The organism is Flavobacterium sp. (assembly GCF_040402835.1).
In the GTDB taxonomy this organism is placed as follows: Bacteria; Bacteroidota; Bacteroidia; order Flavobacteriales; family Flavobacteriaceae; genus Flavobacterium.
The window spans coordinates 1-20,618 of sequence record NZ_JBBALW010000004.1; the positions used below are offsets into that span (position 1 = coordinate 1).

A 20,618-nucleotide genomic window follows, 5' to 3' on the forward strand; every position below is an offset into this window, starting at 1 on the left:
TTTATTACGCTCCAAAAACAAATTTGAGTTTTATTGGCGATAGCAATAATATTGGAAAAAGCACCTTTACATTTGAAGATTTAATGCGTTTTCAAGGCGGTATGAGTAGCTTTTTATCAGAAAGAAAATCGTTGACAAATTTATTTTCTTTTACAAATGATAATTCAGATGTAACACTAAATAAATCTCAATTTAGTGCACTGAATTTTAGTTTTGATACTTCCCCTAAGCTTTCAATTTCTGGATTTGGTATCTTTTCAAATGTATTTATGCGGTCTCAAACGGATAGTAAAAATGAATATTTGCAAAATAGCGCCATAGCTTTTGAAAATAGATTTCAAAAAAATGATACTAAAACAATATTAGGAATTGCAAATATTAAACTTGATTATTCGCCAAACACCAAGGAAAAATGGTATTACAATTCGCAGTTCCAATCGGATTCTAACAATATGTATAATGAACTAAATTCGATAACAAATTTAAACTCAAATACTTTTGAAACTATAAGTAAAACAGATAATGTGTCATTAAAACAATATATTGAATGGCACAAAAGTTATAACGAACATCACACAACAACCCTTGTCGTCAATCAATCGTATGAAAAAAACACACCACAAAATCATTGGTTTACAGACCAACTTTTTTTAGCGGGATTAATTCCACTGCAAACAGATTCAAATTACACAATTGAGCAAATTAAAAAGATAAAAAACAATACAGTTGATGCATTATTTAAGCATTATTGGATAATTAACAACTTTAATCATCTTTATACCAATTTAGGGAACAACTTTATTAATTCAAATTTTGAAACTTCAGAGCGACAAGTGTTGACAAATGGTTCTATTAATGATTTTTCGACTGCAGGTTTTGGGAATGCTGTAAAATATCAAATAAACGATGCTTATATCGGCATAGAATATAAATTCAAAATAGGTAAATGGACAAATAAACCAGGTATTTATATGCACTGGTATCATTTGAATACGTTACAAAATGTCAGTACCTTTTCAATTTCAAAAACACTTTTACAACCGCAATTCAATAGTAATTATGAGTTTAATAAATCGGAAACATTAGATTTTAATTATAAACTCACGAATGATTTCCCTGAAGTAACTCAACTGGCAAATCAATTTACGTTGCAAAGTTACAATGCGGTTTTCAAAGGAAATGCATTATTAGAAAACGAGCAATTTCATACTGCGAATTTAAGGTATTCTAAAATGAATATGTATCGAGGGGTAATTTGGAATGCGATGACGAGTTTTAATAAAAAAGTGAAAACCATAAGAAACAACATTGATTTGTCTGGAATTAATCAATATGCAACTCCCATTTTGACAGATAACCCAGAAACCACTTGGCGTTTTAATGGTTCCGTTAGCAAAAGAGTTTATCGCTTTAGTTTGAAATTTAATTCTAATTTGAATTGGTTCAATTATGTTCAAAAAATAAACAATACCACAGTTATTAATGATAGAAACAATCAAAATGTTGGATTCGCTATTAAAACGGCTTATAAAAAATGGCCTGATTTCAGTATTGGATATAAAAAAGGTTACAGTCAATTTAAAGGAATTGCAATAAGTAATTATCAATCCGACGAATTTACATCGGAAGTAGGATTTACTTTTTTAAAGTTTTTTATTTTCTCATTTGATTATGAAAACTTAAAAAACACGAACAGTTCCAATCAATCTAATTATTATGATATTGCCAATTCGTCTTTGCGATACCAAAAGAAGAATAGTCCTTTTGGTTTTGAACTTTTAGCGAATAATCTTTTTAATAATAAAGTTAAAAATGATTATTCTTTTTCGGATTATATAATTACCGAAAGAACAACTTTTGTTTTGCCAAGGGTATTTATGTTTTCCATTAATTATAAATTATAATTGATATGTCTGCCAAAACACTTAAATTCGAGTAACATAATTCTCTACGAATCGTCTTATAAGATTAAGTTAAATTTAGTTTAAATTGCTAAAAAAAGTTAAATTTGCAGTTGCAACAACCGATTTAGAATTCAGTATTTTATGAAACAAACAATTATTAGTAAAACCATATTCTTTTTTCTGCTTTTTTTAGGTTTGCTTTCTCAAGCACAATCCAAAAAATGGACTTTAGAAGAATGTGTTAATTATGCCATCAAGAATAACATTTCCATTAAGCAATCGGAATTGGATACAAAATCGGCTTCCATTGAAAAATCGGCAGCTGTTGGAAATTTCCTCCCTAGCTTTAATATCAATGGTTCCCATTCGTGGAATATTGGTTTGAACCAAAACATTACAACAGGATTATTAGAAAATCAAACAACGCAATTTACTTCTGCGGGAATAAGTTCTAACGTTGCAATTTATAACGGAATGCAAAATCAAAACCGTTTGCGAAGAGCCAATCTTGCCATTGTAGCTTCGGAATACCAACTTTCAAAAATGAAAGACGATATTTCTTTAAACGTTGCCAATGCATTTTTACAAATACTTTTTAATAAAGAAAACCTAAAAGTTCAAAAAGAACAACTTTCAAATAATGAAAAGCAATTGCTTCGTTCGCAAGAATTAGTAAATGCAGGCGTTGTTCCTCGTGGAGATTTATTGGATATAAAAGCTACGGTTGCCACCAATAATCAGGCGATTGTAACTGCCGAAAACGCCTTGTTAATTTCAAAATTAAGTTTGGCGCAATTATTACAATTAGATAATTTCCAAGATTTTGATATTGCCGATGCCAATTATGATGCCAAAGAAAGTTCAACACTTCTTCAAACACCCGCTGCAATATTTGCAAAAGCAAAAGAAGAACGCATAGAATTGAAAATCGCAAAAACCAACTTGGAAATTGCAGAACGTGATTTGAAAATTGCAAATGGCGCAAACCAGCCAAGTTTACACGGATTTTATAGTTTGAGTACAAGAGCTGGATATTCTGACAGAATTGTTGGAATTGATGGAACAGGAAACCCAATTCTTGCGCCAGCACTACCAGTTTTTAAGCAATTTGACAATAATAAAGGACATTCTTTTGGTTTTCAAATGAATATTCCAGTGCTAAATGGTTTTTCTGTTCGTAATAATGTAGATCGTTCAAAAGTCGCATTAGATCGTTCAAAAATTGCGTTTAGCCAACAAGAATTAGATTTAGAGAGGAATGTTTATACGGCTTTTACCAATGCCAAAGGAGCGATGAAAGCGAATGAATCTGCCATAATAACCTTGGAAGCAAGGCAAGAAGCCTATAATTATGCTAAAGAAAAATTTGCCGTTGGAATGATGAATGCCTTCGATTTAAATCAATCGCAAACATTATTTGTAAACGCACAATCAGAAGTCGTAAGAACAAAATACGATTATATATTCCGAGTAAAAGTAATCGAATTCTATTTTGGAATTCCAATCATAAAAAAACAATAAGTAGTATGTCAAAGAAAACAATTTATATTTTATTAGGTTCAGCAGTAGCTCTTGTAGTGGTGTTATTAGTGCTTTCAAAAACAGGCGTTATTGGTAAAAAAGACAAAGGAATGGATGTTGAAATTGCAACTGTAAATGAAATTACGGTCGTGGAAACAGTTTCTGCAACGGGAAAAATCCAACCAGAGACAGAAGTTAAAATTGCATCAATGGTTTCTGGAGAAATCATCGATTTGCCTATCAAAGAAGGTCAAGTAGTTAAAAAAGGAGATTTATTAGTAAAAATAAACCCAGATTTATATACCTCAGGATTGAACAGAACAGTTTCTAATTTGTCAGGCACAAAAGCAGGACTGACGCAAGCGGAAGCGCAATTCAATGAAGCCAAATCAAGCTATGAACGGAATAAAATCTTGTTTGACAAAGGGATTATTTCAAAATCTGATTGGGACAAAGCCATTGCTTCGTTTGAAGTCGCAAAAGCATCTAAACAATCTGCTTTTTATAATGTTCAAAGCGCATCTGCAACCGTTAATGAAGCGAAAGACAACTTAGGAAGAACCATAATTTATGCACCGGCAGACGGAACAATTTCTGTACTAAATGTGGAACTAGGCGAACGTGTTTTAGGAACGCAACAAATGACCGGAACGGAAATTCTTCGTGTTGCCAACCTGAACAATATGGAAGTGGAAGTGAATGTAAATGAAAATGATATTGTGAAAATCAACGTTGGTGATTCTGCAAAAGTAGAAGTTGATGCCTATCTAAAAAAAGTATTTAAAGGAATTGTTACCAGTATTTCAAATTCGGCAAGTACAGCATTAACAGCCGATCAAGTAACGAATTTTAAAGTGAAAATCAGAATTCTTAAAGAATCGTATATGGATTTATTAGAAGGAAAACCAACTACGTATTCTCCGTTTAGACCTGGAATGACTGCTACTGTGGACATTATTACTACTAGAAAAGAAAATGTTATTGGCGTGCCAATTAGTTCTATAGTTGTAAAATCTGATACAACAGCAACTTCTAAAATTGTGGTTGAAGATTCAAAAGACAAAGAAAATAAAATTGCACCAAAAAGCGATAAGAAATTGGAATGTGTATTTTTGAAAGTCGGCGATAAAGCTAAAATCAGAATTATAAAAACAGGAATTCAGGACGACACCAATATCGAAGTGATTTCGGGACTTAAAAAAGGAGATGTTGTAATTATTGGGCCCTATACAACAGTCACAAAAGAGTTGAATTCAGGTGATAAAATTGTGGTGAGTACTGGAATTAAAAAACCAGAAAAGAAGTAATATAGAAATTTCAACTTTACAAAACGTGTCTTACATCCTCAATTTAGAAACAGCCACCAAAAACTGTTCTGTCGCAATTGCAAAAGATGGGGAAACCATTTTATGCAAAGAAATGGCTGAAGAAGGATATTCTCATGCGGAAAGATTACATGTTTTCATTGAAGAATGTTTGCAGGAATTGCAGCTAACTCCCAAAGATTTATTGGCAATTGCAGTAAGTCAAGGTCCGGGTTCTTATACCGGTTTGCGCATTGGCGTTTCGGCAGCGAAGGGTTTGTGTTTTGCACTCGATATTCCTTTGATTGCAATCGATACATTACAGGTTTTAGCTTCACAATTATCAATTTCAGAAGGCCTAATTATACCCATGATTGATGCTCGAAGAATGGAAGTGTATTCTGCAATTTTCAATTCTAAATTATATAAAATAAGGGAAGTTCAAGCGGAAATTATTACAGAAACCTCTTTTTTAGAAAGCACTGAAACTATTCATTTTGTGGGTGATTGTTCTGAAAAAACAAAAACTGTTTTAACGAAGCAAAACTTTATTTTTCATAATGAAATTGTATATCCGTCAGCAAAAGAAATGAGTTTTTTGAGTTACAAAAAATTTCAAGAAAAAAATTTTGAAGATGTAGCGTACTTTGAGCCGTATTATTTAAAAGACTTTATGATTACCGTTTCTAAAAAATAATTTGAATTTCATTAATTACTTTTTCAAAATTTTCTGTTGGGAGTTGGCAAGTTTGGTTTTGACAAATATAAAACAGGGTTTCATTTTCAACAAATCGGTCTTTTAAAAAGGGTAGGGAAGTTGCTACTTTTGTTCCTGAAATCACTAAATTAGGAAAGTAATTCTGATTGATTTTAGTTATATATTCCCATGCTTTTTCTCCACAAACCCCCAATTCTCTATTTTGCTCTGAATAATTCATAAAAACATTCAACCAATTGGAATATCCAGATGGATAATCAATGTTTGGAATGATTTGTTTAAGCATTTTCATGCAAATAGTTTCATAATAGGGATTATGAAAATAGATACTCAGCTTGAATAAATTATTTGCCATCACCGAGTTGGAAGCCGGTATGACATTGTCTTCAGTTTCAAAATGAGTAGTTATAAGAGGCGCATCGACTTTGGATGTAAAGGCAAAAAACCCTGACTTTTCATCATAAAAAGTTTCAAAACAGTAATCAGTTAATTGCTTGGCATTTTGCAGCCATTTTTCATCTAATGTCACTTCATAAAGCGCTATAAAAGCTTCAATTACAAAACAATAATCTTCAAGATAACCGTTTATCGTGCTTTTTCCATTCTTATAATTATGGTATAAATTGCCGTCGGGCGTCCATTGTTTTTCAATGATAAAATTCCCGTTTTTAGTGGCGATTTCTAAATAATTGGCATCGCCCAAAGCTTTAAAAGCATCTACAAAACCTTTTAACATTATGGCATTCCAAGACGTCAATGCTTTATCGTCTAATCTTGGTTTGCTTCTTTTTTCCCGTTCAATGAAAAGCAATTGTTCCCAGTTTTTTTTCTTAGATTGCAATTCAGAAAGCGTTATTTTATTTTGGATTGCAATGGCTTCCAACTCCTGATTTTGAATTAAAACATAATTGCCTTCTTCCCAATAACCAAATTCATTCACATTGAAAACCTGACGAAACAATTCAAAATCATCTTTCAGAATGTTATGTAATGTTGCTTCTTTCCAAACATAAAAAACCCCTTCTTCCAAGTGTTGCTTTTCGTTTAAACTATCGGCGTCTAAGGCACAATAAAAGCCATTTTCAGCATTTATTAATTCTCTTGAAATGAAAGTCAACGTTTTTTCGATAACTTCTTTGTACAAAGGATTTTTCGTTAGTTTATAGGCGTCAGCATACAACGAAACCAATTGCCCGTTGTCATAAAGCATTTTTTCAAAGTGAGGAACGTGCCATTTCATATCGACTGAATAGCGAGAAAATCCACCATCAACGGTATCGAAAAGTCCACCAAAAGCCATTTTTGTCAAGGTAAGATTTACGAAATTCAACACTTTCTGATTTTGTTTTTGATGCCCGTATCGCAATAGAAATTGATAGTTATTGGGCATCATAAATTTTGGTGCGTGTGCCATTCCCCCAAATTCCAAATCGAAACTTTTAATCCATTTTTCGATTAAAGGTTCAAGGCTATTTTGATTCAAAGTTTCCGATGAAATCTCCGCCTTAGACATTCCCAAACTTTCAATTCCGAGGTGTAATTTTTCAGCGTAACCAATCATTTTTTCGGGTTGCGATTGATACAATTCTTGTAGCTGTTCTAATGTTGAAATCCATTCTTCTTTTCGGAAATAGGTGCCGCCCCAAACGGGTCTTCCGTCGGGAAGTGCCACAATATTTAGTGGCCAACCGCCTCGTCCTGTCATTATTTGAACGGCTTTCATATAAACTGCATCAACGTCGGGGCGTTCTTCTCGATCTACTTTTATGTTGATGTAATGTTGGTTCATGGTTTGCGCCACTTCATCATTTTCAAAACTTTCGTGTTCCATAACATGACACCAATGGCACGCTGAATAGCCAATACTAACGATGATAAGTTTGTTGTGTTCTTGGGCTGTAGCCAATGAGTTAGCATTCCATGCTTTCCAATGCACAGGATTGTTTGCGTGTTGTAAAAGATACGGACTGGTTTCGGAATGTAGTTCGTTCATGGTATGTTTTTTAGCCCAGATAGACGTGAAAATCCCACGCTTTTGGGCGTGGATTGAATCAAATAGCTGGAAATCTTCTCGCCGGCAGGCAGGCAGCTCCTAAAAAAAGCGTTTATAAAAAAGCTAATTTGTTACTAATAAAGTTAAGTAGTAAGTGTAATAAAGTGTCGTATTTTAAAATATGTAATTCAATGAAATTGGCTGATTATATATAGTTTTTTAACTATTTCGAGACTTTTGACTTTACGACATTAAACATTCGACTTACTCAGGCGTTTACGGCTTCTACTTTAATGTCTTCGTCTTTCAGCATGTCTTTCAGCATGTTTTCGATTCCACTTTTTAGAGTAAAAGTTGAAGACGGACAACCGTTGCAAGCGCCTTGTAGGATTACTTTAACCCGTTTTTCTTTTTCATCGTAGGAATCGAATAGAATATTTCCACCATCTGCAGCGACCGCAGGTTTTACATATTCTTCCAAAATATTGATAATTTGTTGCGAGGTTGTGTCTAAACTATCGAAGTTTTTAATTTGCTGTTTCTCCTGTTTTGAATCGGTTACCAATAGGGTTTCGTCTAAAACAGTACCGCCATTTTCGATGAATTGCTTGATGAACGAACGCAATTCCAAGGTAATTTCGTTCCATTCGTTGACTTCATATTTGGTTACAGAAATATAATTTTCGTCGATGAAAACTTCCTTTACATACGAAAAATTGAATAGCGCTTTCGCCAATGGTGAGGCTGCTGTAGCATCAATATTTTTGAATTCGATAGCGTTTTTAGTCAACATTTTGCTCACGACAAATTTCAGAGCTGCTGGATTTGGTGTTGTTTCACCATATACTGTGATGGGTTGCTTCTTAGATTTATTTTCGTCAACGGTGATAATAATACCGCCAGTATTAACAAATTGCTCTATTTGTTCCGCAACGGCATCTTGCACATCTTCCCATTCTACGATTGTGTAGCGTTCAATTGCTATGAAATTCCCAGAAATATATACTGTTTTTACAAACGGCAAGTAGAATAATTGTTGGGCGAGAGGAGATGCTTTGGCTTCGTCAATGTTTTTGAACTCAAAACTTTCGTTTTGGGTTATGAAATCTGGAAATTCAAACTTTAGAATTGCAGAATTTTGGGTGCTTTTTATAGTGATTTTTATCATTTTTTGAATTTAATTTTGTTTAAAAACGTGCTACAAAGATAAATAATTCCAATTGAATTAAATTTATATTTAGTAATTGATTTTTTATTCTGGTTCTAAATTAATCTTTAATTCTAGCTTTATTTTTATTTTTATTATAATATTGTGTTAGTTTGATTAATCACACAAAAATTTATATATTTGACAACTATATTATAATATGATATTTGTATACTTGAATTTTAAAAATCATTTTATATAAAAGATTTTTTAAATCCAATACAGATATTTAAATATTAATACATTTATTAAATAAAAATGAAATTTAAAAAACTATATTTATTAGCATTATTATTTATTGCTCAAATTTCATACTCACAAGAAGGAGTTGCAGTATATTCGGATTATTTATCAGATAATTATTATTTAATCCATCCTTCTATGGCCGGTGCGTCTAGTTGCACAAAAATTAGATTGACTGCGCGCAAGCAATGGTTTGAGCAAGATGATGCTCCGCAATTGCAAACCTTAAGTATCAACGGTCGAATAGACGAAAAATCCGGAATTGGGATGATCCTCTTTAGTGACAAAAATGGATACCACTCTCAAAAAGGAGTAAAGTTTACTTATGCCCATCATTTGATGTTTTCAAGAGACGATATAGATTTGAATCAATTGTCATTTGGAATTAGTGGTGTTTTAATCCAAAGCCAATTGGACGAAACTCAATTTAGAAATTCTGGAAATTATGATCCAATAGTAGATGGAACAATTATTCAAAAAGAATCGTATGTAAACTTTGATATAGGAGCTTCTTATAATTATTTAGAATTTTACACTCATTTAACAGTAAAAAATGCAGTTGAAACAAGAAGAAATATTTATTCTGAATATGAAAGCGATAATCTTAGAAAAGTTATTTTAAGTGCTGGATACACTTTTGGCGAGGCAGATACGTTTTTGTGGGAGCCTTCAATTATGTTTCAAAGTATTCAAAAAACAAAAGAAAGTTCAATAGATTTTAACCTAAAAGGGTATAAAAATTTTGAAGACGGAAAAATTTGGGGAGGTTTATCTTACAGAAGAAGTCTAGATGGGGCACAATATATAAATGGCAATGGTATTGCTGAACAAAAACTACAATACGTTAGTCCGATATTAGGTGTAAATTACAAAAATTTTATGTTTGCTTATACTTATTCACAGTTGTTAGGAGATGTTAAATTTGACAATCGCGGTTTTCATCAAATTACAATTGGTTTAAATTTATTCTGTGATCCAGAAAAATACCACTGTAATTGCCCTGCGATTAATTAGACATTTAAAGAGTATAAATACAGTCCCGATTAAATTCGGGACTATTTTTTTAAACTATGTTGATAAAAACTGTAAATAGAAAATCCCCTTCAATTCCAGGAGATTGTTTTGTAGCTGAAAATGCAACGATAATTGGTGATGTTTCTTTTGGTGCTTCCTGCAGTGTCTGGTTTAACGCGGTGATTCGTGGGGATGTAAATTCCATAACTATTGGCAACAAAGTTAATATTCAGGATGGAGCTATCATTCATTGTACCTATCAAAAACACCCAACTATTATAGGCGATAACGTTTCGATTGGGCACAACGCCATTGTTCATGGTTGCACTATTCATGATAATGTATTAATAGGAATGGGCGCTATTATTATGGATAATTGTGTAATAGAAAGCAATTCAATTATTGCTGCGGGAGCTGTTATAACTCAAAACACTTTTGTAGCATCTGGAAGTATATGGGCTGGAGTTCCTGCAAAAAAAGTAAAAGATATTGACCAATCAGATTTTGCTGGAGAAATTGAACGGATTTCGAATAATTACGTTATGTATTCAAGTTGGTTTAAAGTTGAAGAATAATACCTAAAAATCTTTTTGTATTACGGGATATTTATTTTTTAATATATCACTAAGTACTATCGGATTTCCATTTGAATAAAAAAGAGAACTACTTTTTTGAACGGAAGATATCCCGGTTTTATCTTTTAAAACAGCTAGTGTTTGTCTTGCAACTGCTTCTCCAGAGTCTATAATTTGAACGTTTTTGGGAATAATTTTACTTATTTTTGGCATTAGGTAGGGATAATGACTGCATCCTAAAACTAAGTAATCGATATTTTTTTCAATCATTGGATTAATATAGGAATTTAATAATTCTTCCATTTCAGGAGAATCGATAGCCCCACTTTCTATTAATTCTACCAATCCGTGACCAATTTGCTCTATAATTTTTGTATTTTGGTATTGTGCTATTGTTTTATTAAACAACTCACTACTTAAAGTACCCTTTGTAGCTAAAATCCCTATGGTTTGAGTTTTTGAGTTGGAAGCAGCCGGTTTTATTGCGGGTTCTATCCCAATAAACGGAATGTTATACGTTGCCCTAAGTTCCTTAATTGCATTGGTAGTTGCCGTATTACAAGCTACCACTATAATTTTACAATTGAGTTCTAAAAGTAATTCAGTATTTTTTTTACTTAATGAAATAATTTCCTCATTCGATTTTTCCCCGTAGGGTGCATTTTTACTATCTGCAAGATAAATAGTATTTTCATAAGGCATCAACGCATGAAGGGCTCTCCAAATGGAAGTACCGCCAATACCAGAATCAAACAAGCCTATAGGATTATTGTTAATCATAGAAACAAATGTAAAAAAAAACTGCTCAAATTTTGAGCAGTTTCAATTATTTATTATGAGTTAGATTAAAAACCTAATTCTTTTTTAACATCTAAAGTCAAGTTTGGACCATCAGCTAACAAAAGACTTTCAGAATTCAAAACATATTGAAATCCTTTGGCTTTACCGACTTTTTGAATTGCAGCTTTAATTTTTTCTTGAATAGGCTTCATTAAATCAGTTTCTTTTGTTTGCAATTCTTTTTGTGCAGTTTGCCCGTACTCTTGAATTCTTTTTTCCATATCTTGAACCTCTTTCTGACGCTCGATATTCATTTTTTCAGATACAGTAGCAACTTCACCCTCGTATTTTTTTACTTTGGCTTGGTATTCTTCCCCCATAGTTTTGTAAACTGCTTGATATTCAATACTCAATTTTTCTAATTGTTTTTGAGCTTCAAGAATTGCTGGCATTTTTGCCATAATTTCACTTACTTCTACGTGTGCGGTTTTTGATTGTGCGGAAACTTGGTTTGCTCCTAAGAAAAAAATTGTAGCTATTAATAAGCATTTTAATTGTTTCATCATTTTAAGTATTAATTATTAATTTATTGGTTTTAATTTTAATTTTTCATCTTTCGCCTTTTTTGCTGCTTCTCGTTCTTCAAGAATTTTATTTTTTCTATCTTCAACTGCTTTTTTATTATCTTCAAGCTTTTTAGCTCTAAGCGCTATAGCAGCCTGTTTAATAGCTTCTGCTTTAGCTTTGGCATCAGTATTTTTATTTTTTGTTGAATCAATAACAGGATTATTTTCTGCATTTTTCAACGTTTTTTCTAGTGCTATTTTTTTTCTATTTTCTTCGGCAGTTTTTTTCTTTTCTTCGGCTTCGGCTTTTTTATCTTTCGCGTATTGTACTCGTGCTAGTTTTTTATCATCTAAAATTTTTTGTCTTTCTGCTTTTTCTGGATTTTCCTTTGCAAAATCCTCTTTAGCATCTTTTTCTTCTTCTAATTTGATTTGTTTTTTAGTCATCTGCTCTCGTTTCTCGGCTCTGTTTAAAACCCTTAAAACTTGGTCGCTAATATCATATCTTTTTGCCGCAAATAACATTGTTAAGTCTGACGATTTGTCAAAAATAAAGTCGTATTTTTTTGCTTCAGACAAATCCTGAACTATTGTGAATATTTGATCTTGAATAGGTTTAACTAGAATTGATTTTTGAATTATCAAATCTCCAGTTGGTCCAAATCTTTTTTGATTGTATTCTAACAATGCATTTTCTTGAAATGTTATTTCTTCTTGTTTTTCAGCTATTAGTTCTTTTGTTAATAAAACTTGTTCTGTTTTTAAGGCATCTTTAAGTTTTATAATATCATTTTTTTTAATCTCAATTTCCTGCTTCCATATTTGTGCTTTTTGTTCTAATTGATTATTTGCTTCAGCATAACCAGGAAGATTCTGCAATATGAATTCCATATCTATATATCCAATCTTTACTCCTTTTGTTTGTCCAAACGATACAGTAAAAATTAGAATTGTCAAAATTAGTAAAAAATGTTTTCTCATATCTAAATTTTATTAGAAATATTAAATTTTTTAAAATTGCTGCCCAATAATAAAATGTGTTTCCCATCCGTTAGGCTTTGTTAGTCCTTGAATAGGGAGGGCGTCAAAACCGTATCCAAAATCAATTCCTAATAACCCAAATGCTGGCATAAATACTCTTAAACCAAATCCAGCCGAACGTTGCAAGACAAATGGATTATAATTTTTAAAGGTGTCGTATGCCGCTCCACCTTCAAGAAATGATAATGCATAAATTGATGCTGCCGATTTCAAGGTTAACGGATATCTTAATTCCAAAGAAAATTTATTATACACTGTTGCGCCATTCTGAGCACCTCTACTGTCTGAAGGTGTCAACGATTGATTTGGGTAACCCCGCAATCCAATTACCTCTCTTCCATCTAATGCATAATTTGCCAATCCATCACCACCTACAAAAAATCTTTCGAAAGGAACTAAACCGCGATCTTTGTTATAAGCACCCAAGAAGCCAAATTCACCCAAAGAACGAAGTACTAATTTACCATAAATTTTTGTATACCAATCAGCTTTAAATTTTATTTTATAGTATTCTAACCAATTAAATTTTTTCTGATCTACTTTTGATTGGTCTGCATCCGCTTCCGAAAATGTATCTGCTTTCACTTTTGAACTTAAACCGTTAATTACTATTGTTTTGATATAATCACCATTTCCCACCCAATTATTATTTATGTCGAAATAGCCGTCTCCAGTATTCTTTAATTTATAAGCTTCTTCGTTTCCTAAATTGGCATAATCAATCTTGTTAATTAAGGAATAGGGTGGTGAAAATTTTGCTGAAACACTGAATTCAGAACCGTATGTTGGGAATATTGGATTTACACCTTTGTTATTTCGGCTTAATCCTATTGTATATGCAAAATTTCTCGAAGAGCCATTTCCAAAAGTAAATAAACCGGTATTATAATTATTCAAATCATAATATTGGAAGCTAATTGCATGAGAAAGGACAAAATAGGCATCTGGTACTGTTAGTCTTTTAGCCAGTCCTAAAGATGCTGAGAGAATATTAAAACTTTTATCTTTGTCCACCGATCCGGTGCTGTAATTATTTAAAAATTGCTTGCTATAAGATAAAGATGTGCTAAATTGTATTGGTTTTTTACCTCCAAACCAAGGTTCAGAAAATGACATACTGTAGGTTTGAAAATAGGTACTTCCTTGTAATCTCAAAGAAACTTTTTGCCCATCACCCATTGGTAAAGGCTTGTAAGCTTCTTTGTTAAATAAATTACGCATAGAGAAATTGTTGAATGATAATCCCAATGTTCCAATAAAACCACCACCACCATAACCTCCTTGAAGTTCAATTTGGCTAGATCCTTTTTCTACAAGATTGTACTCTATATCAACTGTCCCAGCTGATGAATCAACATTTTTAAATTTTGGATCGATAGCCTCGGGGTCAAAAAATCCCAATTGTCCAATTTCACGAATCGTACTAACTAATTCTTCTTTACTGTATTTTTCTCCAGGTTTTGTTCGTAACTCACGGTAAATTACTTCATCATGCGTTTTATCGTTACCAACAACTGTAATTTTATTAAAATAGGCAACTGGACCTTCAGTTACTCTAATTTCAAAATCAATAGTGTCGTTTGCTGTTTTAACTTCTACGGCATTAATATTAGAGAATAAGTAGCCGCTATTTTGATATAAATTGGTAATATCGTCACCGTCTGGTTTAGATTTGTCTGCAATTCTTTTTTGAAGCAATACTCCGTTATAGACGTCACCTTTATTCACTCCTAAAATACTTTTTAATCCTTGATCAGAATAGGCGGTATTTCCTAAAAACTTAATATTTCCAAAATAATACTTATTTCCTTCCTCAATATTAATATTTATTGTCAAGTCGTTTTTAGCATTATTAAAAATCACGCTATCAGAAACTATTCGTGCATCACGAAATCCTTTTTCTTTATATTTATCAATAACTTTTGCTAAATCAGTTTTGTATTTCTCTTTTATAAATTTTGAAGATTTCCAAAATCTAATTGGATTTTTCTGCTTGGTATCCGACATTACACCGCGAAGGGTTTTATCTGAAAATTTAGAATTTCCTAAAAAGTTTATTTCGCTTATTTTTATTTTCTCACCTTTATCTATCGCAATAACTAATTTAACTCTGTTAATAGTTGCGGTATCTTGAATGGTATTTATATTTACTTTTGTACTATAATAACCGTCTTTTTTGTATTTGTTTTCGATATAATTTTTAGTGGTTGTTAATAAATTCTCATTAACCACTTTACCTGGAGTCAATCCATTGTCTTTAATTAATGCTTCAACTTTATTTTTCTTTATACCAGTGAACTTTACATTGGTAAGTTTTGGCAATTCATTGATATTCAATTCAAGGAAAATACTATCTCCTTTTATCTGATTTACATAAAAATCAATTTCACCAAACAAGCCTAATTTTCCTAATTTCTTAATGGCATTACTGATTTCTTCTCCAGGAACTGTTATTTTTTGACCTTTTTCAAGTCCAGCAAATGTAACCACAGTTTGCTTATTAAAGCTAATTTTACCAGTAACTGCAACATCTCCAAGGAGGTATTTTTTTCCTTGATCAAATGGAACTCTTTCTTGTGCAGCTATTTGAGTACTAATTCCGAATAATATAATCGTAACGAATAATTGGATGCTTTTATTTAACACTAATAATTTATTTAATTTGTTCACTTGTTTTTCCAAACCTACGTTCTCTTTTTTGATAGCTAATAATCGCTTCGTACAAATCGTCTTCTTTAAAGTCAGGCCATAATACATCTGTAAAATATAATTCTGCATAAGCTATTTGCCAAAGCAAAAAATTACTAATTCGATGTTCACCACTTGTTCTTATCAAAAAATCTACCTCAGGTAAATTTTGCGTGTAAAGATGCTGATTTATAATTGATTCGTCTATGCTGTCTATTGAAATTATATTATTTTTAACTTTATTGCTGATATTTTTAACAACATTTATAAGTTCTTCCCTAGATCCATAGCTTAGAGCCAATGTTAAAACCATTCTTGAATTATCTCTCGTTTTTTCTATTACTGTCTGGAGTTTTTTTTGCGCTGATTTTGGCAATAAATCTATATTTCCAATAGTATTTAATCTTATATTATTATCTTGTAATGTTTTAAGCTCATTTTTCAATGAGTTAATTAACAGATTCATTAACAAATCCACTTCTAATTTTGGTCGGTTCCAGTTTTCAGTTGAAAAAGCATATAACGTCAAGTTTTCAATGCCTAACTTTGCGGATGCTTCTACAACAGTTCGCACGGATTTAGTACCATTTTCGTGACCCATTGCCCGTAACAAACCTTTTTGCTCAGCCCAACGCCCATTGCCATCCATAATAATGGCAAGATGCTTGGGTAGATTAGCTGTATTAATGGTTTCTACTAAATTCATTTATTCACACAATAACAGGGTTTGTTTCCAAAGGTGTACGTGAGCGTAAATCCTGAAAAAACATACCAATCATTACTATTTATATCTCCAAATTTCAATGGCGCTAAATTTTTATTTTTTGGATTACTTCCATCTAAATTATCTGTCATGGTATATCTTGTTCCAACTTCAAATGCTAAGATTAAATGGTCTAATACATTTGATTTTATTCCAATTGTCATTGGAATTGCAATGTCACTACTAGCATAATCTTTCTTTTGTACACCGTTAATATAAAAAAATTCATCGTAGGCAAAATAACTTATTCCACTATAGATGTAGGGCGTTACTTTAGGCATAAAATCATGCAAATTGAAATCAAAAAAATTAAATTCAAGCCCTAAAGATACTTCTTTTATGTTATTTTCAAAATTATATCCTCTTTGTGTTCTTCCGGGCGAACTTGCATTTGCATCATTTGATGTAATTTTAGCTTGTGTGTAGGATAATCTCCAAGAATGACGTGGACTTTTATTCCATTTATATAACAATCCAAAAGCCAATTCATTAGGAGCGATGTATGTCGTTGGACCAATATCTCCAATGTAATTACTTCCGCCAAGAAACACACCGATTTCGTGAATTTGGGCATTTATGCTTGTAAAGCCCATCAGACAAAAAAGAAATATACAAATTCTATTCATTGGTTTTTCAAAATAGCTTGCAAATATAACAATTATAGGTTCTAAATAGCTTGCTAAATAGAATTTCTAATAAAATGATACATTGTTTTGATTAAAAAGGAATTCTTCCAATATTCTAATTAAGGGAAAACGAAAATTAGGCAGTTGTAGTATGTTTTTTCTAAAAAAATAGTACTTAATTTCGCTTGTCTTCTCCCCAAAGTAATTTGTTGCGCAAGGTTTTGAAAAAAGTTTCTTCTTGAATTTCAACCATTTTTATTTTAAAAGGGGTTTTCTTAATGGTCAATATCGATTCGTTTTTAACCGATGCAATTCTGGAATCCAAAGAAACCAAATACTGCTCTTCACGACCCGAAATTTTAAGCCGAATTTCGGTATTATCAGGAATTACCAATGGTCTTGCGTTTAAATTATGAGGTGCAATTGGAGTAATTACAAAACTAGTAACATTTGGAGTTAAAATTGGTCCGCCACAACTCATGGAATATCCTGTAGAACCTGTAGGCGTTGCAATAATCAATCCGTCTGCCCAATACGAATTTAGAAATTCACCGTCTAAATAGGTTTCAATTGTAATCATCGAAGTAGTATCTTTTCGACTTACAGAAATTTCATTCATCGCAAAATTAATATCTTCAATTTCGGAAATCTCGGGTGAACTTGACAAACTAATTAAGCTTCTTTCAGAAATAGTGTATTTTTTTTCAATCACAAATTGAAGAAACTGTGCAATTTCATCTTTTTGAACCATTGCTAAAAATCCTAATCTTCCAGCATTTATTCCCAAAATTGGAATCCCAGAATCACGAACTAATGTAGCGGCTCTCAAAATAGTTCCGTCACCACCGATGCTTATCATTATATCAAAACTCGAATCTAATTCTTTATAAGAATGAAAGGTTTTATATTCTTTTTTTACAATTTGCTTGTCATATAAAAGCTTTAAAAACTCGGCTTCAATAATTATTTCAACATTATTCTCATTAAAAAAAACAAAAATATCTCGGATAATTGGTTCCGTACTGTTTTGATAATATTGTCCGTAAATCGCTACTTTCATTTGTTATAATATTTATTTCTAGTAAATTTAGATCTAAGTAATGAACGTGATAAAATGTCGTGTTTTAGAATATGAAATTAATTGTAATTAGCAAATTTCACATTTTTTTTACCGTTTCTAGACTTTTGACTTTAAGACATTAAAACTTTCGACTTTCTTACATATTTAAATATTTGTCCAAATAATCAGATCGTTCTTTCAAATTCGTAAGGTAAACATCTTCCTTATGTTCCGAAATAATTTCATATCCATAACGCCTAAAAGACTGAATTATCTCATTCATTCCGCCCAAAACAATCTTAATTGTAACTTGAATGGTGTCGGTTGTAGCTCCAGAAACATACAAACCTAAAATCTTTCCTTCGTTGCTTTCAACAATTTGTACCGCTTGACTCATCGAGAAATCAATGATTGGTTTTTCAACAATTATAATGCAGCCAACTTCATTTACAAACGGCGTTTCATAGAAATTTTTTATAACATCGGTAATTTCATAATAACCAACATATTTGTTCAAATCATCAAGAACGGGAATTACATTGGTATTATTTCTTGCGAAAATTTCTAAAACATCAATCCAAAACATACTTGTTCTTGCAAAAAAACCTCCCAACGCATAGCGATAATCTATAATTTTTTTATTGGAATCAAAAGTTTCCACATCATCAGAAGCAATACTACCAATATAAATTCCTTCTTCAATCACTGGAAAGTGAGAAAAATGAATTTCATCAAAGAAATCTTTCACAGTTTCGATGCCTTGCAAACTGTCAATTGCCTTGAAATCATTGTTAATATATTCGGTAATTTCTAACATAGGTATTTAATGTTTAAACGACTGCAAAATAATCAAAATTTAGCATAAATCAACTTGTTTTACTTTGTATTTTTGTCAAGAATTTATAATAATTCTATTTATAAAATAAGTCAATGACAAAATTAAGCGTTAATATCAACAAAATTGCCACTTTACGAAATGCTCGTGGTGGAAATGTTCCCGATTTATTGCAAGTTGCAAAAGACATACAAAAATTTGGTGCTCAAGGAATTACGATTCATCCGCGTCCAAATGAGCGTCATATTCGCTATCAAGATGCCCGCGATTTGAAGGAAATTGTTTACACCGAATACAATATTGAAGGAAATCCAGAGCGAAATTTCATCGATTTAGTATTGCAAATAAAACCAACGCAAGTAACTTTAGTTCCCGATGCCGACGATGCAATTACTTCAAATGCAGGTTGGAATACCATAAAAAACAAGGGTTTTCTAACAGAAATTGTGCAAGAATTTCAAAGAAACGGAATCAGAACGTCTATTTTTGTTGATCCAACTCTAGAAATGATTCAAGGCGCCGCAATTATTGGAACCGAAAGAATCGAATTATATACCGAAAGTTTTGCCCACGAATACGGTTTGGGAAATAAAAACGGAATTGCACCTTATATTGCCGCTGCAAATTTGGCTAACGAATTGCAATTAGGAATCAATGCGGGACACGATTTGAGTTTGGAAAATATTCTCTTTTTCAAGCAAAAAATCCCGAATTTACTGGAAGTTTCCATCGGACACGCCTTAATTTGCGAAGCGCTATATCTCGGTTTGGACAACGTTGTAAATATGTATTTGCAAAAATTAAAATAATAATTTGGGCGTGACCACAAGGGTCGGGCAGTCCGTTGCAATCCACGCCCAAAAGCGTGGGATTTCCACTTCCGTCCCTCACGCAAATCCGAACAGATAACATAATTTCGTTTACAAAATTGAATTTTATCAAATGTCAACATCAACAATATTAAATAGCATTATTATGCCACCGGTTTCAGTTCCCACTTCGGGGGTTAAATCGCTTTTAATTCTCCACGGATTTCTCGGAATGGCAGACAATTGGAAAACCCTTGGAACGCAATACGCACAAGAAGGATTTCAAGTGCATCTCCTTGATTTACGCAACCACGGACGAAGTTTTCACTCTGAAACTTTCAATTATGAAGTCATGGTTCAAGATGTTTTAGACTATTGCAAAGCCAATAATTTAGAAAAAATTGATTGTATCGGACATTCAATGGGCGGAAAAGTAGCGATGCTTTTGGCAACAAAATTTCCAGAATTGATAAATAAACTGATAGTTGCAGACATTGGCCCAAAATTTTATCCGCAACACCATCAATCTATTTTGGAAGGTTTGAACGCAGTAGATTTTTCATTAAAACCAATTAGGGGAGAAGTTGAGGAAATCCTATCTAAATATATTTCAGATTTCGGTACCCGTCAATTCCTATTAAAAAGTTTGTATTGGGTTGAACCAGGACAATTGGCATTCCGGTTTAATTTGGAAGTTTTCAACAAGCAAATCGACCAAATAGGAACTGCACTTCCAGAAAATGCACGATTTGAAAATCCAACATTATTTATACGTGGTGGCAATTCAAATTACATTTTAGAGTCTGATTTTGAAGCTATAAAACAACATTTTCCAAAAGTTGAATTCGATACCATTTCAAATGTTGGGCATTGGCTTCACTCCGAAAAACCGCAAGAATTTTTAGAATTGACCTTGAAATTTTTAAAACAAGCTTAAGAATCAATTTTATTTCATAAATTTATATCTCCTT

The 20,618-nt window shown here is 32.2% G+C and carries 18 protein-coding genes; 8 read left to right on the forward strand and 10 right to left on the reverse strand.

The genetic code is table 11. The features are described 5' to 3' along the window. From AC9UEH_RS02285 to tsaB, 4 genes are all read left to right on the forward strand, one after another. Nucleotides 1-1,904: TonB-dependent receptor (locus AC9UEH_RS02285; RefSeq protein WP_509528037.1), on the forward strand; the 1,904-nt coding region annotated here is incomplete at its 5' end. Between the two features lie 141 nt (nt 1,905-2,045). Further along, a complete protein-coding gene (locus AC9UEH_RS02290) occupies nt 2,046-3,425 on the forward strand; it encodes a TolC family protein (protein ID WP_509528038.1) in 1,380 nt (459 codons plus the stop codon). Nucleotides 3,426-3,430: 5 nt separating this feature from the next. Continuing rightward, entirely contained in the window at nt 3,431-4,732 is a 1,302-nt protein-coding gene (locus tag AC9UEH_RS02295; protein WP_509528039.1) for an efflux RND transporter periplasmic adaptor subunit, read from the forward strand. A gap of 25 nt (nt 4,733-4,757) precedes the next feature. Then, nucleotides 4,758-5,426, forward strand: coding sequence for a tRNA (adenosine(37)-N6)-threonylcarbamoyltransferase complex dimerization subunit type 1 TsaB (tsaB, locus tag AC9UEH_RS02300; protein WP_509528041.1), 669 nt, complete (start codon nt 4,758-4,760; stop codon nt 5,424-5,426). Here tsaB and AC9UEH_RS02305 read toward each other — a convergent pair. Next, a complete protein-coding gene (locus AC9UEH_RS02305) occupies nt 5,416-7,440 on the reverse strand; it encodes a thioredoxin domain-containing protein (protein ID WP_509528042.1) in 2,025 nt (674 codons plus the stop codon). The two genes, tsaB and AC9UEH_RS02305, sit on opposite strands and share 11 nt — an antisense overlap. A 268-nt stretch (nt 7,441-7,708) precedes the next feature. After that, nucleotides 7,709-8,608, reverse strand: a complete 900-nt coding sequence (locus AC9UEH_RS02310) for a NifU family protein (RefSeq protein ID WP_509528043.1) — start codon at nt 8,606-8,608, stop codon at nt 7,709-7,711. A 297-nt stretch (nt 8,609-8,905) separates the two neighbouring features. On the opposite strand from AC9UEH_RS02310, the gene AC9UEH_RS02315 reads away from it, so the two are divergent. Both AC9UEH_RS02315 and AC9UEH_RS02320 read left to right on the forward strand, forming a co-directional pair. Continuing rightward, the gene (locus AC9UEH_RS02315; protein ID WP_509528044.1) at nt 8,906-9,904 is read left to right on the forward strand and encodes a PorP/SprF family type IX secretion system membrane protein; all 999 of its coding nucleotides are present in this window, start codon (nt 8,906-8,908) and stop codon (nt 9,902-9,904) included. A gap of 56 nt (nt 9,905-9,960) precedes the next feature. Further along, nucleotides 9,961-10,479: a gamma carbonic anhydrase family protein gene (locus AC9UEH_RS02320; RefSeq protein WP_509528046.1), complete on the forward strand. Its 519-nt coding sequence runs from the start codon at nt 9,961-9,963 to the stop codon at nt 10,477-10,479. Nucleotides 10,480-10,482: 3 nt separating this feature from the next. Here the strand turns inward: AC9UEH_RS02320 and murI are convergent, their stop codons facing one another. The 8 genes from murI to AC9UEH_RS02360 form a co-directional block, all read right to left on the reverse strand. Next, nucleotides 10,483-11,259: a glutamate racemase gene (gene murI, locus AC9UEH_RS02325; RefSeq protein ID WP_509528047.1), complete on the reverse strand. Its 777-nt coding sequence runs from the start codon at nt 11,257-11,259 to the stop codon at nt 10,483-10,485. A 65-nt stretch (nt 11,260-11,324) separates the two neighbouring features. Then, the gene (locus AC9UEH_RS02330; protein ID WP_509528172.1) at nt 11,325-11,822 is read right to left on the reverse strand and encodes an OmpH/Skp family outer membrane protein; all 498 of its coding nucleotides are present in this window, start codon (nt 11,820-11,822) and stop codon (nt 11,325-11,327) included. An 18-nt stretch (nt 11,823-11,840) separates the two neighbouring features. After that, on the reverse strand, nt 11,841-12,806 hold the full coding sequence (locus AC9UEH_RS02335) for an OmpH/Skp family outer membrane protein (protein WP_509528049.1): 966 nt from the start codon (nt 12,804-12,806) through the stop codon (nt 11,841-11,843). 30 nt (nt 12,807-12,836) lie between these two features. After that, the gene (bamA, locus tag AC9UEH_RS02340) at nt 12,837-15,623 is read right to left on the reverse strand and encodes an outer membrane protein assembly factor BamA (RefSeq protein WP_509528174.1); all 2,787 of its coding nucleotides are present in this window, start codon (nt 15,621-15,623) and stop codon (nt 12,837-12,839) included. After that, a complete protein-coding gene (gene uppS / locus AC9UEH_RS02345) occupies nt 15,520-16,260 on the reverse strand; it encodes an undecaprenyl pyrophosphate synthase (protein ID WP_509528050.1) in 741 nt (246 codons plus the stop codon). Before uppS ends, bamA begins: the two co-directional genes overlap by 104 nt. After that, nucleotides 16,257-16,943, reverse strand: a complete 687-nt coding sequence (porG, locus tag AC9UEH_RS02350) for a type IX secretion system protein PorG (RefSeq protein ID WP_509528051.1) — start codon at nt 16,941-16,943, stop codon at nt 16,257-16,259. The genes uppS and porG overlap by 4 nt, the downstream gene beginning before the upstream one ends. A 175-nt stretch (nt 16,944-17,118) precedes the next feature. After that, the gene (locus tag AC9UEH_RS02355; protein ID WP_509528053.1) at nt 17,119-18,003 is read right to left on the reverse strand and encodes an NAD kinase; all 885 of its coding nucleotides are present in this window, start codon (nt 18,001-18,003) and stop codon (nt 17,119-17,121) included. A gap of 157 nt (nt 18,004-18,160) precedes the next feature. Then, a complete protein-coding gene (locus tag AC9UEH_RS02360) occupies nt 18,161-18,820 on the reverse strand; it encodes a CBS domain-containing protein (protein ID WP_509528055.1) in 660 nt (219 codons plus the stop codon). Between the two features lie 113 nt (nt 18,821-18,933). Between AC9UEH_RS02360 and AC9UEH_RS02365 the strand changes: the two genes are divergently transcribed. Then, entirely contained in the window at nt 18,934-19,647 is a 714-nt protein-coding gene (locus tag AC9UEH_RS02365) for a pyridoxine 5'-phosphate synthase (RefSeq protein WP_509528056.1), read from the forward strand. Nucleotides 19,648-19,813: 166 nt separating this feature from the next. Further along, nucleotides 19,814-20,584 carry an alpha/beta fold hydrolase gene (locus AC9UEH_RS02370; protein WP_509528175.1) on the forward strand — a complete coding sequence of 257 codons (771 nt, stop codon included), beginning with the start codon at nt 19,814-19,816 and terminating at the stop codon, nt 20,582-20,584. Nucleotides 20,585-20,618: the final 34 nt, after the last annotated feature.

What these genes read in the sequence shown, in the direction of transcription:
- porG (WP_509528051.1), bottom strand. Translation starts at nt 16,943, where the DNA reads ATGAATAGAATTTGTATATTTCTTTTTTGTCTGATGGGCTTTACAAGC.
- AC9UEH_RS02310 (WP_509528043.1), bottom strand. Translation starts at nt 8,608, where the DNA reads ATGATAAAAATCACTATAAAAAGCACCCAAAATTCTGCAATTCTAAAG.
- AC9UEH_RS02320 (WP_509528046.1), top strand. Translation starts at nt 9,961, where the DNA reads ATGTTGATAAAAACTGTAAATAGAAAATCCCCTTCAATTCCAGGAGAT.
- AC9UEH_RS02305 (WP_509528042.1), bottom strand. Translation starts at nt 7,440, where the DNA reads ATGAACGAACTACATTCCGAAACCAGTCCGTATCTTTTACAACACGCA.
- AC9UEH_RS02290 (WP_509528038.1), top strand. Translation starts at nt 2,046, where the DNA reads ATGAAACAAACAATTATTAGTAAAACCATATTCTTTTTTCTGCTTTTT.
- AC9UEH_RS02365 (WP_509528056.1), top strand. Translation starts at nt 18,934, where the DNA reads ATGACAAAATTAAGCGTTAATATCAACAAAATTGCCACTTTACGAAAT.
- AC9UEH_RS02315 (WP_509528044.1), top strand. Translation starts at nt 8,906, where the DNA reads ATGAAATTTAAAAAACTATATTTATTAGCATTATTATTTATTGCTCAA.
- AC9UEH_RS02335 (WP_509528049.1), bottom strand. Translation starts at nt 12,806, where the DNA reads ATGAGAAAACATTTTTTACTAATTTTGACAATTCTAATTTTTACTGTA.
- AC9UEH_RS02355 (WP_509528053.1), bottom strand. Translation starts at nt 18,003, where the DNA reads ATGAAAGTAGCGATTTACGGACAATATTATCAAAACAGTACGGAACCA.
- bamA (WP_509528174.1), bottom strand. Translation starts at nt 15,623, where the DNA reads ATGTATTATGGCCTGACTTTAAAGAAGACGATTTGTACGAAGCGATTA.
- AC9UEH_RS02360 (WP_509528055.1), bottom strand. Translation starts at nt 18,820, where the DNA reads ATGTTAGAAATTACCGAATATATTAACAATGATTTCAAGGCAATTGAC.
- AC9UEH_RS02295 (WP_509528039.1), top strand. Translation starts at nt 3,431, where the DNA reads ATGTCAAAGAAAACAATTTATATTTTATTAGGTTCAGCAGTAGCTCTT.
- AC9UEH_RS02330 (WP_509528172.1), bottom strand. Translation starts at nt 11,822, where the DNA reads ATGAAACAATTAAAATGCTTATTAATAGCTACAATTTTTTTCTTAGGA.
- AC9UEH_RS02370 (WP_509528175.1), top strand. Translation starts at nt 19,814, where the DNA reads ATGCCACCGGTTTCAGTTCCCACTTCGGGGGTTAAATCGCTTTTAATT.
- murI (WP_509528047.1), bottom strand. Translation starts at nt 11,259, where the DNA reads ATGATTAACAATAATCCTATAGGCTTGTTTGATTCTGGTATTGGCGGT.
- uppS (WP_509528050.1), bottom strand. Translation starts at nt 16,260, where the DNA reads ATGAATTTAGTAGAAACCATTAATACAGCTAATCTACCCAAGCATCTT.